This is a genomic window from Cognatishimia coralii (assembly GCF_037478305.1).
GTDB classification, from domain to species: domain Bacteria; phylum Pseudomonadota; class Alphaproteobacteria; order Rhodobacterales; family Rhodobacteraceae; genus Cognatishimia; species Cognatishimia coralii.
This window is the reverse complement of record NZ_JBBGAZ010000001.1, coordinates 1,001,970-1,016,515: the sequence shown is the minus strand read 5'-3', so window position 1 is coordinate 1,016,515 and position 14,546 is coordinate 1,001,970. Positions and strand designations below refer to the sequence as shown.

Below are 14,546 nucleotides of genomic sequence, written 5' to 3'. Positions count from 1 at the left end.
GACCTCCTCCAAAATGCTATAGCAGCATTATAGTTTAATGCTGAACTACTTTGGTAGCTGGCTACGCGCATAGCAGCCATGCATAAGTCGGGCAACTCAATTCAAAGCCGACTTCCATAAGTATAAGCGAATGTGGAGGCGTTGTTTCTTGTGGGTGGTTTGGATTAAGTATTTGTAATTAATATAGTTTAATTCTTTTTGGCGTTAAAAAAGACGCACTCTCAAAGAGTGCGTCTAGTGTTGAACTATAATGGCGGCGAGCGAGGCCCGCCGTGAAGTCTTAGTCTTCTTGTGGCAAAACCAGGTTCAGCACAATCGCGCAGAGCGCTGTCGGTGCGACCGCCGATGTCATCAACGTTTTCACCACGCCTGGCAGGTACTGCACGGCTGTTGGCACAAGGTTGAGGCCAAGGCCAACTGCCAGCGAAATCGCGATGATCACCATATTGCGGCGGTTCATCTTGACCTCAGACAGCACGTTCAGGCCAGCCGCAGCCACCATGCCGAACATCACGATCACACCGCCGCCAAGCACTGGCAGAGGCATAGAGGCGATGACCGCGCCGATCTTTGGCAGCAGGCCACAGATCACCATGATGGTACCAGCAATGGTCACAACATGGCGGCTCATGATGCCGGTCATGCCGACGATGCCGACGTTTTGGCTGAAGGATGTGTTTGGCAGGCCGCCAAAGACGCCCGCGACTGCGGTGCCCAGACCGTCCGCATAGGTCGCGCCCTGGATCTCGGCATCTGTTGCGTCGCGCCCTGCGCCTGCTTTGGCGGTGGCTGAGGCATCGCCCACGGTCTCAATCGCCGAAACGATCGACACCAATGTCACGGCAATCACGGCACCGAGGCTGAATTCAAACCCGTAAGGCAGTGGCTGAATGCCGGTGATCCAGGAGGCTTTGGCAACCGCGCCAAAGTTTACCATGCCCAGAGCAAAGGCCAGAGCGTAGCCTGCAAGCAGGCCCACAAGGATGGCTGCGCTGGAGAGGATGCCTTTGGTGAAGAACTTGAGCACCAAGGCAACGATCACCACTGTCAAGGCAACAGACCAATGCATCAGCGAGCCGAAGCTCTCCGCTTCCATTTGGAACTGAGCTGCCCCACCAGCGGCGTATTTAATGGCGACAGGGATCAGGTAAAGACCAATCGCCAAGATCACGAGCCCGGTCACAAGCGGCGGGAAAAGCCAGCGCAGGTTGCCGATCACCGAGCCCAATAGGAAGTGCACGATACCGCCAATGATACAGGCAGTCAGCGCCACACCGAGGCCCTGAGTAGCCGCAATCCCGGCAAGCACGCCCACAAAGGCAAAGCTTGTGCCCTGCATAATCGGAAGCCGCGCACCGACAGGGCCGATACCCACGGTTTGAAACAGCGTCGCGACCCCGGCGAAAAGCATCGCCATCTGGATCAGATAGATCTGCTCTGGTCCCCCAAAGGCCAGCCCGGCAGCGCCAGCCACGATGATGGACGGCGTTACGTTGGATGCAAACATCGCCAGCACGTGCTGAAACCCAAGCGGGATCGCTTGGTTTAACGGCGGTGTTGCATTTGGATCTGAGTAAGTCTGTGCGTCTGCCATGAAATGTCCCTCTTTCTGTTGGCAATGAGTGGCACTGTTGTCTCAGCGCCTATTCTTGTTGATTGGTTACCATGAAACCGGTTTCATAGGTGAATTCTTGTAGGTTTGCGCCATCGCCAATGCGGTCGATGACGGCGAATAGTCCGGGGGCATGCAGCGGTGTCAGAACGCCGTGCCAAGTATTTCGATGAAAATTAATGCCTTGGCCCGCGCGCGTAATAAAGGCGCGCGGCGTGCCGGGCGTGCCATCCAGATCTTCGGCAACGATGACCAAAAACGGCGACATGCTCATTGGTATAAAGGCTTGTGACCCTAAGGGGTGCCGCTCTACCAGATTGAAGTGATAGGGCAGCTCGCGGGGGATCGCGTCAAACAGGCTGATTCCCGCGCGCCCGTCTGTGAAATCGAGGTCTGCGAGGTCGTGGTGACGACCGCACATATCCTGATTGATCATCTTGTCAGGTGTGTCGCGCAGATCCAGGACGTCTCCGAAAGGGGCGAGGGCCTCTTTGGTCAGGGGGTGGGCGATGATCTCGATCATGGCAAAAGATCTGCAAGGCGCAGCTCGGCGATGCGTTCGACCTGTTTGCAGGCCTCGGCGAATTCGGTGGCGCTGTCATTGTTGATACGACGCTCAAAGGCGTTCAGGATGCCTTGTTTGTTGTGATCCCGCACGGCGATGATGAAGGGGAAGCCGTGTTTGGCGACATAGTCGGTGTTGAGCTGGGTAAAGCGCGCGCGTTCTGCTTCGGTCAGCATATCGAGACCCGCCGAAGCCTGTTCAGAGGTCGACTCATCGGTCAAACGGCCCGCGGCGGCAAGCTTGCCCGCCAGATCCGGGTGGGCAAGCAGAACGCCACGACGTTCGTCCTCTGATGCGATCCGAAACACGCGGGCGAGGGCGGAGTGCAGGCCGATGGCCGTGTCATGGGCAGGGCCAAGTTCGCGATCAAAGGCGCGTTCCGCGATCCATGCGGCATGTTCAAAAATACCGCCATAGGTGGCCACAAACGTCTCGCGATCCATCTGAGACGGGCGCGCGTAGCGTTGATGTGCGTGGTGTTCGGCCCAATGTTTCGCGATGTCGATCCTACGCGGGGTCCAGACGCCTTCAAAGCCTTGGATATAGTCGATGAACTGCATGAGGCCTTTGATCTTGCCGGGCCGTCCGATGAGGCGGCAATGCAGTCCGATGCTCATCATCTTGGGCGCGCCAGCGCGGCCTTCTTCATAGAGCACGTCAAAGGCGTCTTTCAGATATGTAAAGAAATCCTGCCCCGTCACCCAACCCGGTGCCGTCGCGAAACGCATGTCGTTGGCTTCAAGCGTGTAGGGGATGATCAACTGATCGCGGTCGCCATATTCGCGCCAGTAGGGGAGGTCGTCGTCATAGGTGTCTGAAATATAATCAAAACCGCCTGTTTCCGCGACCAGTCGTACGGTGTTTTCCGAGCAACGTCCCGTGTACCAACCGCGCGGTACCTCACCTGTGACCTCTTCGTGGAGCCTCATTGCTTCGGCTATCGCCGCACGCTCTTCGGCCTCAGGCATATCCTTGTGCTCAACCCATTTCAAACCATGCGAGGCGATTTCCCAACCAGCCTCTTGCATGGCGCGGACCTGTTCTGGTGCACGCGCCAAGGCCGTCGCGACGCCGTAAATCGTGACAGGGATTTTTACGCTGGAGAAGAGCTTATGCAGACGCCAAAACCCCGCCCGTGCGCCATACTCATAGATCGACTCCATGTTCCAATGGCGTTGCCCGGGCCACTGAGCCGCCCCAGGAATATCGGACAAAAACGCTTCAGAGGCCGCATCCCCATGCAGAACACAGTTCTCGCCGCCTTCCTCGTAGTTCAGCACAAACTGAACCGCCACGCGCGCGCCATTCGGCCAAGCCGCGTCCGGAGGCGTCGCCCCATAGCCGCGCATATCTCGTGGATATCGTGTCACGCCCAATGTCCCTCTTGTTTCTTCCCTTCTAGCGCAGGTCGAAAGGATTTATTTTCAGGAGTATTTTGAAAGAGACATTCGCGTCTGTACAGTAGGTTTGTCGGATCGGATCAGGATAGACCCGAGGTGGGTGAAAAGGATGAAAATATGAGCGGATATCTTACGACACATGTCTTGGACACGGCCAAGGGCTGCCCGGCGGAAGGCATCAAAATCGCTCTTTACAGCGTTTCAGGCAATTCTCACCTTAAGATCGCGGAAACCGTAACGAATGAAGACGGTCGCACCGACGCACCGATCCTTCCTGCCGAAAAATTCAAAACCGGGACGTATGAGTTGATCTTCTTTTGCGGAGATTACCTGCGCGCCACGCAAACCGGTCTCGAGGATCCCTTGTTTCTGGACGCCGTGCCCATCCGCTTTGGCATGAGCGACGCCGCGCATTACCACGTGCCGCTTTTGCTGTCGCCCTACGGCTATTCCACCTATCGCGGCAGTTAACCTGCTTTCGGCAAGCTTTGCGCCACATGCTGCGCCATGTGGTCGATGAAAAGCCGCGTCTTGGGATCTTGGTGGCGGCGATGGGTATAAAGACACCCCAGCTGAATCGGCACGGGTGGGGTTTCCGTAAGCACCGGCACCAAAGCACCCGACGCCAAATGATCGGCGATCTCAAAGGTGGGCTTCATGATAATCCCATGGCCCTCAAGCGCCCATTGCGTCAGCACATCGCCGTCATCCGTCTCAAACGGGCCCGCAACCGCGAACCGCTGCGTTTCACCATCAACCTGCAGCGGCCACTGAAATTCCGGTGCCCCTGGGTAGCGCAAATTCAAGCAGTCATGGGTGCCGTCAGTCAGCTCGTCCGGCGATTTCGGCTGTCCTTTGCGTTTCAGATAGTCAGGCGCGGCACAAAGCAAACGCGGGCAGTCCGCGATCTTGCGCACACGCAGGGCGCTGTCCTCGGGCAGGCCGAGGTAAAAGGCGATGTCGAGGCCTTCTGCGGTCAGATCAAGCTTGCGGTCTGACAGGCGCAGGCGCACATTGATCAGCGGATATTCTTCTTTAAACGCAGGGATTTGCGGCGCAATCAACCGTCGTCCAATCCCCAAAGGCGCCGCCACAAACAAAGACCCACGCGGGTTATCCGTGACGGAATTGACCGCAGCCTCGGCCTCGTCAATCGCCTCTAAAACCTTCACGGCCCCGCTATAAAAAATATGCCCCTGTTCGGTCGCATTCAACTGCCGCGTGGTGCGTTGAAATAGGCGCACGTTCAGGTAGTCCTCCAACTGCGAAATCCGCGAGGATGCCACCGCCGCCGAGATCCTCTGATCCCGCGCGGCTGCGGACATATTGCCAAGCTCATAGACACGGACAAAGGTGCGGATATTGTCGATATAGGACATGATTTACTTGCTATTTTTGAAACTTCTCGCCTTTCTATGGCAATGGAAGATAATCCGCAAGCTCGGTAGGTTGCACATGAAGGAGTCGCGCCATGTTTGAACTGCCAATCATCTGGGAATGGATCGGCTTTGCCGTGCGCTGGGTGCATGTGATCACCGCCATCGCCTGGATCGGATCTTCTTTCTATTTCATCGCCCTAGACCTAGGTCTGCGCAGGGGCGGAGACCTCGGTGGCGCGGATGGCGAAGAATGGCAGGTGCATGGCGGCGGCTTTTACCACGTCCGCAAATACCTCGTCGCGCCCGATGAGATGCCCGACCACCTCACCTGGTTCAAATGGGAGAGCTATTCGACCTGGCTCTCAGGCTTTGCCCTGCTCATGGTCATCTATTGGGTCGGCGGCGAGCTCTATCTAGTCGACAGCCACAAAAGCGACATCACCCTGTTCCAAGGCATCCTGATCTCGGCGGGGTCTCTGTCGATCGGCTGGCTGATCTATAACTTCCTCTGCCGCTCAGGCATGAAGGGATACCCGACGCTTCTGATGTTCCTCTTGTTCTGTCTCTTGGTGGTCATGGGCTGGGGCCTTAACCAAGTCTTTACCGGCCGCGCCATGATGCTGCATCTGGGGGCGTTTACGGCGACGATTATGACGGCCAATGTGTTCTTTATCATCATGCCGAACCAGCGGATCGTGGTGGCGGATTTGAAGGCAGGACGCGCGCCTGATCCCAAATACGGCAAGATCGCGAAACTGCGCAGCACGCATAACAATTACCTGACGCTGCCGGTGATTTTCCTCATGTTGTCAAACCACTACCCGCTGGCCTTTGCGACGGAATACAACTGGGTGATTGCGGCTTTGGTCTTCCTGATGGGCGTCACGATCCGGCATTTCTTTAACACCATGCACGCGCGGGGCGGGATGAAATGGTGGACGTGGTGTGTGACCGCGATCCTGTTCATTCTGATCATGTGGCTGAGCACGGCGGGGATGTCGGGACGCACGTTGGAAGAGGCCGAGGCCGTGATCCCACCGGAGGGCCAGCGGTTCGCGCAGGCCGAGGGGTTTGATGAGGTCACCGATATCGTGCTGGGCCGCTGCTCGATGTGCCACGCGCGCGAGCCGTTCTACGACGGCATCCACCGCGCGCCCAAGGGGGTTATTTTGGAAACCCCCGGAGAGATCGCCGCCCACGCGCAGGCGATTTATGTGCAGTCAGGCGTGACCCACGCCATGCCGCCTGCGAATGTAAGCTGGATGGAAGAGGCCGAGCGCGCGAAGGTTGTGGCTTGGTTTAACGCCGGCTCGTAGGGTGGGGTTCCACCCCACCAATGCAACGATGTTGATAGACGCAAACGCTCGAGTGGTGGGTTAAAAACCCACCCTACTTTGCCGCGTTGGAAATCGCATTGCCCGCAGCAGAGATGTCGCGGCCAGCACCTTCGATGGTCTCGCAGGCTGTCAGAGCAAAGAGAGCGGTGATGATAAGAATGCGCGTCATGGGTCCGTCCAGTTGATTTCGTAGGAGCAACATAGACTTAGTGTGAATGGAGGGGAAGCTCAAGTTTGGGGTGGGGTTTGTTGTTGCCCAGAGTTTAGGCCGGTTCGATCCTCGCCGTGTCCCTTCATGAATTTGGATGGATCGAAGAGACAACGCATTTGAGCGCTATTGCTTTGGTTAAAGCTGGGACAGAAGTTAGTTTCATTCTTAATACCTGTAGTAACTGCTGGCGTTTAGTGCATCGGATGAATGGACACTCATTTTTCTAGAGGGTGTTATCGGCCAGCAATTCATTCAAAAATCGTTGATCAGATTTGTCGAACGAAGCGTTTTCTTTCAACCAAGTCACTGCCTCGGAAAACCCTTCAGATTTTCTTGCCATCCACAATGGTGAATTTCGTGCGCTAGATCTAAAGGTCAAGCGGCCTTGTTGTTGTGCTTCGCTACGAAAAAATGAAAAATTGTGCATTTTCAGAAGATTGTTGTTCTGTTCAATTGTCGGGTTTTGTGGCGAAGCTCTTCTTGGCGATATTCGGTTGGGCTGAAAGTTTGGGTCTACTTTCAGGTACTCCCTGTAGCTTCCCAACTCTCGATAGACCTCCGCACCTAAAGGTACGCAAACCCTGCAAAGCTGAAACGTCAACTCATCTAGTTTGTGCAAATCCCAATCATCAATAAGTGTAGAGTATGTGTTGTATCTGTTTGCAGGTTTTCCGTTTTGCTCAATGCGCTCAACAAAACTCTCGTATGCTTCGAACCTGCCAAAAAAACCGCTGCGTGGTGTGGTAATCTCATTCGGGGGACAAAAAACTAGTCCAAGTATACCTTCACAGATTGAATTCAGTTTAGCCCAAAGAGTCGTCAATTTATGGCCATCTTTTTTAACGTTTTGGCCATTCAAAAGAAGAGAACACTTCATGAGTTTTTCCAAAGTCTGCAGTGCAGACCAGAGAAAAATACCGGGTTGTTCCGAAAACCACGCCCAGCGAGCAGTCATATAGTCATCGACTGCTGACTTCCAAAAAAGATCGTGAACTAGCGTGTTTAAGACTCGAGTTGATGCTTCATTCAAACATCCAACTCCTCCACAAACCGCGCGTTCTCTTGGATATACTCAAACCGCTTCTCCGGTTTCTTACCCATCAAACGCTCGACAAGGTCTCCGGTTTCGCCCGGGTTGTCCTCGTCAATCGTCACGCGGATCAATTTGCGTGACGCCGGGTCCATGGTGGTCTCTTTCAAATCCTTCGCGTCCATCTCGCCCAGACCTTTAAAGCGCGAGACGTCGATTTTGCCTTTGCCGCCAAGGCCTTTCTCGAGATAGGCGTCGCGTTCGGCCTCATCAATGCAATAGACGCGCCGCGCGCCTTGGGTCAGGCGGAAGAGGGGCGGGCAGGCCAGATACAGATGCCCCTGATCAATCATCGGGCGCATTTGGGTGAAGAAAAACGTCATCAGAAGCGAGGCGATGTGGGCGCCGTCCACATCCGCATCGGTCATAATGATGATCTTGTCATAGCGCAGGTCATCGACGTTAAAGCGGCTGCCCAGCCCGACCCCAAGCGCTTGGCTCAGGTCGTTGATTTCGGCATTGGACCCGAGCTTTGAGCTCGCCGCGCCCAGCACGTTCAGGATCTTACCGCGCAGTGGCAAAAGCGCCTGCGTCTTGCGGTTCCTGGCCATTTTGGCCGAGCCGCCCGCGGAGTCACCCTCGACGATAAACAGCTCGGTGCCCTCGCGGTTGCTGGCGGAACAATCCACCAGCTTGCCGGGCAGGCGCAGTTTCTTGGTGGCGCTTTTGCGTTGGGTCTCTTTTTCCTGGCGGCGGCGCAGGCGTTCTTCGGCGCGCAGAACGAGGAAATCAAGGATCGCGCCCGCCGATTTCGTATCCGCCGCCAGCCAGTTGTCAAAATGGTCGCGGACCGAGTTTTCCACCATCTTATTGGCGGCCTCAGTGCTGAGCCGGTCTTTGGTTTGCCCCACAAAGGCCGGGTCGGCGATGAAACAGCTGACCAAAGCACAGCCGCCTGTCAGCAAGTCGTCCCGCGTGATCTGCGCGGCCTTTTTGTTGCCAACGAGCTCGCCATAGGCTTTGATGCCCTTAAGGATCGCGGCCCAGAATCCGGTCACATGGGTGCCGCCTTCGGGTGTGGGGACGGTGTTACAATAGGACTGGATGAAGCCGTCTCGTGAAGGCGTCCAGTTGATCGCCCATTCCACGTAGCCTGCTTCGTTGAACTTCTCTTTGAACTGCACTTTGCCGGCAAAAGGCGCATCCGCATAAGAGGTCGCGGTCCCAAGTGTCTCGGTCAGATAGTCCGACAGGCCTCCGGGGAAGTGGAAGGTGGCCTCAACAGGCGTTTCCCCATCGTCGATTTCGCTCTTCCAGCGGATCTCGACGCCGGAGAAGAGGTAGGCCTTAGAGCGCACCAAGGTGAACAGCCGCTTGGGCTTGAACCGGTGGCTGCCAAAGATCTGATCGTCAGCGTGAAAGGTCACTGTGGTGCCGCGCCGATTGGGGGCCGCGCCGATCTTTTCCAGCTTGCCTTGCGGCACGCCCCGCACAAAGCTTTGCTGATAGACCTCTTTGTTCTTGGCGACCTCGACAATGAGGCTGTCGGACAGAGCATTCACCACCGTAGAGCCAACCCCATGCAAGCCGCCCGAGGTCTCATAGGCTTTGCCCGAGAATTTGCCCCCCGCGTGGAGCTCGGTGAAGATCACCTCAAGTGCTGATTTGTCGGGGAACTTGGGATGCGGATCAATTGGAATGCCGCGCCCGTTGTCTACGACCTTAAGGGAGTGATCCGCCAGCAGAGTAACCTCGATCCGTGTCGCAAACCCCGCGACCGCTTCGTCCATCGAGTTGTCGATGATTTCAGCCGCCATATGGTGCAACGCGCGCTCGTCGGTGCCGCCGATATACATGCCGGGGCGTTTGCGGACCGCTTCAAGGCCGTCGAGCACGTCAATGGAGGACGCGTCATAGGTGGACTCAGTTTCGGTTTCCGCAAGAAGGTCGTTGGCCATATGGATCTGCTGCTCTGATCTGTCTTTGATTGGCTCCACTATTTCACCCAAGCCCGCTTTGAGCAAGGGCAGGGCGGCCGTCTGTGGATAAGTTTCGCCGCCCGCGATCTGCTGTCAAAACACGACAGTGTCTTCGTCGTTCCTGTACTTGCCAAGATTGCGCGTGACTCCTAAGGGTTGTGGCATGGAACACAAGGTTATGAGTTACAGGGGCCATTTTCGGGCCCTTTTGGTGCTGGGGCTGCCGTTGATCGGTGGTCATCTGGCGCAGTTTGCGATTGGCATGACTGATACGGCGATGTTGGGCCGCTATTCGGCAGAGGCTTTGGCGGCGGCTGTTCTAGGAAGCACATTGTTTTTCGTGACATTCATTTTGGGGTCAGGCTTTGCGATTGCCGTGATGCCGATGGTGGCCGAGGCCGATGCGACGGGCGACGAGGTTCAGATCCGGCGGATCACTCGGATGGGGATGTGGCTGTCTGTTGGCTATGCGTTGCTGATTTTTCCTCTGTTCTGGTGGTCCGCTCCGGTGCTTAAAGCCATAGGCCAACAACCGGATCTCGCGGATCAGGCGCAGCTTTATTTGCGGATCGTCGTCTTTGGTTTGCTGCCCGCGCTTTTGACCAATGTTCTGAAAAGCTACCTCGCCGCCCTGGAACGCACGCGTGTGGTGTTTTGGATCACCGTTCTGGCCGCCTTGGTGAATGCGGCCGTAAACTACGTGCTGATCTTCGGCAAATTGGGAGCGCCAGAGCTTGGGATCGTCGGCGCGGCAATTGCGTCTTTAGTGGTGCAGGTGGTGTCGATTGCGGGCGTTGTGATCTATGCGCTTAGAGTGCTGCCAGAACATGCAATGTTCCAGCGGATCTGGAAAGCTGATGGCGAAGTCCTGGCCAAGGTGTTCCGTGTCGGGCTTCCGATTGGGTTGACGGCTTTGTCCGAAGTGACGCTCTTTGCCTTCAGCACGACAATGATGGGCTGGCTGGGGACTGTCCCATTGGTGGCCCATGGCATTGCGATTAATATCGCAGGGCTTGCCTTTATGATGCACCTTGGCCTGTCGAGCGCGGCAACGGTGCGGGCGGGTAATGCCCTGGGACGCAAAGACTATGACCACCTTGCGCGGGGCGCTCGGATGGCGATTTGGATGAGCCTTGGGTTTTCGGTCGTTGCGGTGACGGTCATGGTGACCATTCCACAGACCCTCATTGGGTTGTTCCTGACTTCGGATGATCCAAACTATGAAGCCGTTGTAGTTTTGGGCGCCAAGCTCATGTTGCTAGCTGCTCTATTCCAATTTGTGGACGGTGCGCAGGCCATGGCTTTGGGGCTTTTGCGCGGGGTGCTGGACACGAAATGGCCAATGATCCTCGCCGCGGTCAGCTATTGGCTGGTGGGCGTCAACATTGGCTATGCGTTGGGCTTCCCGCTTGGCCTTGAAGGCGTTGGCGTCTGGTTTGGGTTGGTTGCGGGGCTGGCTTGCGCAGCGGTGTTGCTGATGTGGCGGTTTTGGCGACAGATTATGGTGGATCTAAGGGCCTCTGGCCAAAACTAGTCTTTGGCGGCTTTGGCCTCTTTGCGCACCCGATCTGCCGTTTTGCGAACTAGAACCTGACGCAGATCGTGCATGGCCAGAAACAAGGCATCCGTGACGCCCTCGAGGTCCTTGTCGCTGGCTTCAGTTTGCACCCAATGCGCCGTTTGGTTGATGTCCTCAATCACTTGCATGGCGCGATCGAGGCGCCGCCACGGCAGGCTTTCCTGACGGTCGGCGATCCAAGCCTTAATCGCGTCCTGATCCGCCTCGGACAAGGCCTTGTCGCCAGTCGTTTTGTACTCGCCACTGCGCAGGTTCACCGTCGCGATTTGCGTCATGTCCAGCCGCCCATTGCGCGCATCATCCGCCATACGAAAAACGGTCGCGCCATTGTCGCGCAGGCGAAAGTAAAGCTCGGGCAGGGCGCTGATCATGGGGGCTCCTTAAGTCAGGGCGGCACAGAAATCCTGAATACGCGTACAGGCCTCTTTCAAAGCCTCATCTGAGGTCGCATAGCTTACGCGGAAATTCGGCGAGAGGCCAAAGGCTGCGCCAAAAACGATGGCCACATCTTTTTCCTCTAGCAAAGCGGTGGCAAAGGCCTCGTCATTTTCGATGACGGTCCCATTGGGCGTGGTCTTGCCAATCAGCCCCGCGATGGACGGATAAACATAAAAGGCACCTTCAGGCGTCGGGCACACCACGCCGTCAATCTCGTTAAGCATCGAGACAACCAAATCGCGGCGGCGCACGAACATCTCGTTGTGCTTGGCAAGATAGTCCTGTGGGCCATTCAAAGCCTCAATCGCCGCATATTGGCTGATGGAGCAGGGGTTTGACGTCGATTGGCTCTGGATCTTGCGCATCCCGCCGATCAATTCGACTGGACCCGCGGCATAGCCAAGGCGCCATCCTGTCATGGCATAGGCTTTGGAAACGCCGTTGCAGGTGAGCGTGCGGTCATAGAGCGCCGGTTCGACCTCTGCAGGCGTGCAGAATTTGAAATCGCCGTAGGCCAGATGTTCATACATATCATCAGACATCACCCAGACATGCGGGTGGCGCAGCAAAACATCTGTCAGCGCCTTGAGCTCATCGTGGTTATAGCCTGCACCCGTTGGATTAGACGGGCTGTTAAAGATGAACCATTTCGTTTTCGGCGTGATTGCTGCTTCGAGCTGCTCTGGGGTCAGCTTGAAGTCATTCTCTAGCGTGGCCTCGGCAATCACCGGGGTGCCGCCAGCCAGTAAAACCATATCCGGATAGCTGACCCAATAGGGCGCAGGGATCACGACCTCGTCGCCCGGATTGATCGTCGCCATCAGCGCATTATACAGCGTCTGCTTGCCGCCAGTGCCAACCGAGATCTGTTGAGGTGTGTAGCTCAACCCATTGTCACGCTTCAGCTTTTCGCAGATCGCTTGTTTCAGTTCTGGGATGCCGTCAACAGCCGTATAGCGGGTCTTGCCCGTCTCGATGGCCTCTTGGCCCGCCTTGCGAATGTTTTCTGGCGTGTCGAAATCAGGCTCTCCGGCAGAGAGGCCAATGATATCGCGTCCGGCCGCCTTCAGCTCTGCGGCTTTGCCGGTCATCGCCATAGTCGGAGAAGGTTTCACGCGGCTCAGGGAATCTGCAAGAATGGACATAATGCCTCGTTTGTAATCCGGTCATGCTTGTCATAATGTGCGCCCCATTGATGGGCAAGCAAAGTTAAGGGCGACGGCGATGAGCGATCAGGACGAATGGACCGGCGAAGAGGTCATGGATACCGAAGACTGGTATGTGCCCGAGGTCGCAACCTTCGGAGATCGTCTGACGGCGGCACGTGAACAGGCGGGCCTGTCCCAGTCGGATTTGGCGCGAAAACTGGGCGTCAAGAAAGTCACCTTGGTCAGTTGGGAAGACGATCTGAACGAGCCGCGCGCCAACCGGCTGCAGATGGTGTCTGGGCTGCTGGGCGTCTCGCTGAAATGGCTGCTGACAGGTGAAGGCGATGACGTGGACGTCGAAGAGTCCACGGCCTCGGCTGATCAGGCGATCTTGTCCGAAATTCGCGAAATTCACACGCAGTTGCAGAATGCGACCAAGCGCTTGGCCGTGCTTGAAAAGCGTCTGCGCAAAGGGGCCTGATCTGTGTCTGAGACCCATGAAAACCGCCTAAAGCGACTGCAAATGCGATCCATGCGCCGTGGTATCAAGGAAATGGACATCATTCTCAGCCGCTATGCCGATGCGCATCTTGCGGGCATGGATGCGCCTGCATTGGACCTTTATGAAGCCCTGTTGAACGAGAATGATCAGGACCTTTATCAATGGGTGAGCGGACAGGCCGAGGCTCCACAAGAGCTTGGGGCATTGATTTCTGAGATTTCAGCTCATGTCCAAGGCGCTGATTAATTTGAATTTTAATCGACTGCGTCGGATTTAACGGATTTTTGGCACTTTTGTATCAACCTGACCTCTGACAAACCTCGGAGGCAGGGATGAGCATTCATTCACCCACGCGTCTGCCCACAGACGCGGGCTATATCTCGAACTATTTGGACGCGCTCGCGTTGGTGGAACGGCTGCATCGTCTGTTGTTGGATGTGATCAAAGATGAATTTGAGCGCGTGGGCGTGTTGGAAATCAACGCGGTGCAGGCGCTGCTGTTGTTCAATATTGGCGACAATGAGGTCACGGCGGGTGAGTTGAAATCGCGCGGGTATTATCAGGGCAGCAATGTCAGCTACAACCTGAAAAAACTGGTGGAAATGGGCTATATGCACCACCAGCGTTGCGAGATTGATCGCCGCTCTGTTCGGGTACGGTTGACGCCTAAGGGGCGCAATATTCGCGACCTTGTCGCGACTTTATTTGAACGTCACGCCGAGGGGTTGCAATCCAAAGGCGTGTTGGGAATTGAAGGCCTGCTGGATATCACGCAGGCCCTCAAACGAGTGGAGCGGTATTGGACGGACCAAATCCGCTATATCTATTGATTTACCAGTGACCGGTGTTTTCCATCGAGGCCCAGGGTTCCGCCGATGGCAGTGCATCACCATCCTGCAATAGTTCGATTGATACATTGTCCGGGCTACGCACAAAGGCCATGCGCCCATCGCGCGGCGGGCGATTGATGGTGACACCATTGTCCATCAGATGCTGGCACATGTCGTAGATGTTCTCGACACTATAGGCGAGGTGGCCAAAGTGGCGGCTGTCGCTGGGCAGTCCGTCGTCTCCGTCCCAATTGTAGGTCAGCTCGACGTGCGCATCTTCTTGGCCCGGAGGCGTCATGAACACCAAAGTGAACCGACCGCCTTCGTTCTCATAACGGCGGGTTTCTTCCAGACCGAGCAGCTCATAAAAGGCGATAGAGGCGTCTAGGTCGGCCACACGAACCATCGTGTGCAGGTAGCGAATCTTCATGTGTCAGCTCCGGTAAAGATCATGGTTGCGCTAAAGCTAGATGTTTCAGGTCGGCTGTCGAGAGGCTTCTGTCAGGAAGCGCATAAATTGACAGCATTTAGCGGTG

16 protein-coding genes are annotated in these 14,546 nt (G+C 56.1%); 6 read left to right on the top strand and 10 right to left on the bottom strand.

Going from position 1 to position 14,546, the window contains the following annotated elements; translation table 11 throughout:
- Window positions 1–280 precede the first annotated feature (280 nt).
- From WG622_RS05105 to puuE, 3 genes are read right to left on the bottom strand one after another with little or no spacing between them, the layout of a single operon-like run.
- Window positions 281–1,594, bottom strand: coding sequence for a uracil-xanthine permease family protein (locus tag WG622_RS05105; protein WP_339402582.1), 1,314 nt, complete (start codon window positions 1,592–1,594; stop codon window positions 281–283).
- A gap of 49 nt (window positions 1,595–1,643) precedes the next feature.
- Window positions 1,644–2,135, bottom strand: a complete 492-nt coding sequence (locus tag WG622_RS05100) for an ureidoglycolate lyase (protein WP_339402581.1) — start codon at window positions 2,133–2,135, stop codon at window positions 1,644–1,646.
- Window positions 2,132–3,547 (bottom strand): allantoinase PuuE, encoded by a 1,416-nt coding sequence (puuE, locus tag WG622_RS05095; RefSeq protein ID WP_339402580.1) that lies wholly within the window; start codon window positions 3,545–3,547, stop codon window positions 2,132–2,134. The genes WG622_RS05100 and puuE overlap by 4 nt, the downstream gene beginning before the upstream one ends.
- A 147-nt stretch (window positions 3,548–3,694) precedes the next feature.
- Between puuE and uraH the strand changes: the two genes are divergently transcribed.
- Window positions 3,695–4,048 (top strand): hydroxyisourate hydrolase, encoded by a 354-nt coding sequence (gene uraH, locus WG622_RS05090; RefSeq protein WP_339402579.1) that lies wholly within the window; start codon window positions 3,695–3,697, stop codon window positions 4,046–4,048.
- Here uraH and WG622_RS05085 read toward each other — a convergent pair.
- Window positions 4,045–4,956 (bottom strand): LysR family transcriptional regulator, encoded by a 912-nt coding sequence (locus tag WG622_RS05085; RefSeq protein ID WP_339402578.1) that lies wholly within the window; start codon window positions 4,954–4,956, stop codon window positions 4,045–4,047. The genes uraH and WG622_RS05085 overlap by 4 nt on opposite strands.
- Window positions 4,957–5,048: 92 nt before the next feature.
- On the opposite strand from WG622_RS05085, the gene WG622_RS05080 reads away from it, so the two are divergent.
- Window positions 5,049–6,272 carry a urate hydroxylase PuuD gene (locus tag WG622_RS05080; RefSeq protein ID WP_339402577.1) on the top strand — a complete coding sequence of 408 codons (1,224 nt, stop codon included), beginning with the start codon at window positions 5,049–5,051 and terminating at the stop codon, window positions 6,270–6,272.
- A gap of 73 nt (window positions 6,273–6,345) precedes the next feature.
- On the opposite strand, the gene WG622_RS05075 is transcribed toward WG622_RS05080, so the two are convergent.
- From WG622_RS05075 to parE, 3 genes are all read right to left on the bottom strand, one after another.
- On the bottom strand, window positions 6,346–6,462 hold the full coding sequence (locus WG622_RS05075; protein ID WP_209356793.1) for an entericidin A/B family lipoprotein: 117 nt from the start codon (window positions 6,460–6,462) through the stop codon (window positions 6,346–6,348).
- Between the two features lie 265 nt (window positions 6,463–6,727).
- Window positions 6,728–7,534 (bottom strand): hypothetical protein, encoded by an 807-nt coding sequence (locus WG622_RS05070; RefSeq protein WP_339402576.1) that lies wholly within the window; start codon window positions 7,532–7,534, stop codon window positions 6,728–6,730.
- Window positions 7,531–9,492: a DNA topoisomerase IV subunit B gene (parE, locus tag WG622_RS05065; RefSeq protein WP_339402575.1), complete on the bottom strand. Its 1,962-nt coding sequence runs from the start codon at window positions 9,490–9,492 to the stop codon at window positions 7,531–7,533. Before parE ends, WG622_RS05070 begins: the two co-directional genes overlap by 4 nt.
- Before the next feature lie 184 nt (window positions 9,493–9,676).
- On the opposite strand from parE, the gene WG622_RS05060 reads away from it, so the two are divergent.
- Window positions 9,677–11,047, top strand: coding sequence for an MATE family efflux transporter (locus tag WG622_RS05060; RefSeq protein WP_339402574.1), 1,371 nt, complete (start codon window positions 9,677–9,679; stop codon window positions 11,045–11,047).
- Here WG622_RS05060 and WG622_RS05055 read toward each other — a convergent pair.
- Together WG622_RS05055 and WG622_RS05050 are read right to left on the bottom strand one after the other, a co-directional pair.
- On the bottom strand, window positions 11,044–11,463 hold the full coding sequence (locus WG622_RS05055) for a hypothetical protein (protein ID WP_339402573.1): 420 nt from the start codon (window positions 11,461–11,463) through the stop codon (window positions 11,044–11,046). The genes WG622_RS05060 and WG622_RS05055 overlap by 4 nt on opposite strands.
- A 9-nt stretch (window positions 11,464–11,472) precedes the next feature.
- Entirely contained in the window at window positions 11,473–12,675 is a 1,203-nt protein-coding gene (locus tag WG622_RS05050) for a pyridoxal phosphate-dependent aminotransferase (protein ID WP_339402572.1), read from the bottom strand.
- Between the two features lie 79 nt (window positions 12,676–12,754).
- Between WG622_RS05050 and WG622_RS05045 the strand changes: the two genes are divergently transcribed.
- From WG622_RS05045 to WG622_RS05035, 3 genes are all read left to right on the top strand, one after another.
- Window positions 12,755–13,159: a helix-turn-helix domain-containing protein gene (locus WG622_RS05045; RefSeq protein WP_339402571.1), complete on the top strand. Its 405-nt coding sequence runs from the start codon at window positions 12,755–12,757 to the stop codon at window positions 13,157–13,159.
- A gap of 3 nt (window positions 13,160–13,162) precedes the next feature.
- Window positions 13,163–13,426, top strand: a complete 264-nt coding sequence (locus WG622_RS05040; RefSeq protein WP_339402570.1) for a succinate dehydrogenase assembly factor 2 — start codon at window positions 13,163–13,165, stop codon at window positions 13,424–13,426.
- A gap of 86 nt (window positions 13,427–13,512) precedes the next feature.
- The gene (locus WG622_RS05035) at window positions 13,513–14,010 is read left to right on the top strand and encodes a MarR family winged helix-turn-helix transcriptional regulator (protein WP_339402569.1); all 498 of its coding nucleotides are present in this window, start codon (window positions 13,513–13,515) and stop codon (window positions 14,008–14,010) included.
- 1 nt (window position 14,011) lies between these two features.
- Here WG622_RS05035 and WG622_RS05030 read toward each other — a convergent pair whose 3' ends face one another.
- Window positions 14,012–14,440 (bottom strand): VOC family protein, encoded by a 429-nt coding sequence (locus WG622_RS05030; protein ID WP_209356786.1) that lies wholly within the window; start codon window positions 14,438–14,440, stop codon window positions 14,012–14,014.
- Window positions 14,441–14,546: the final 106 nt, after the last annotated feature.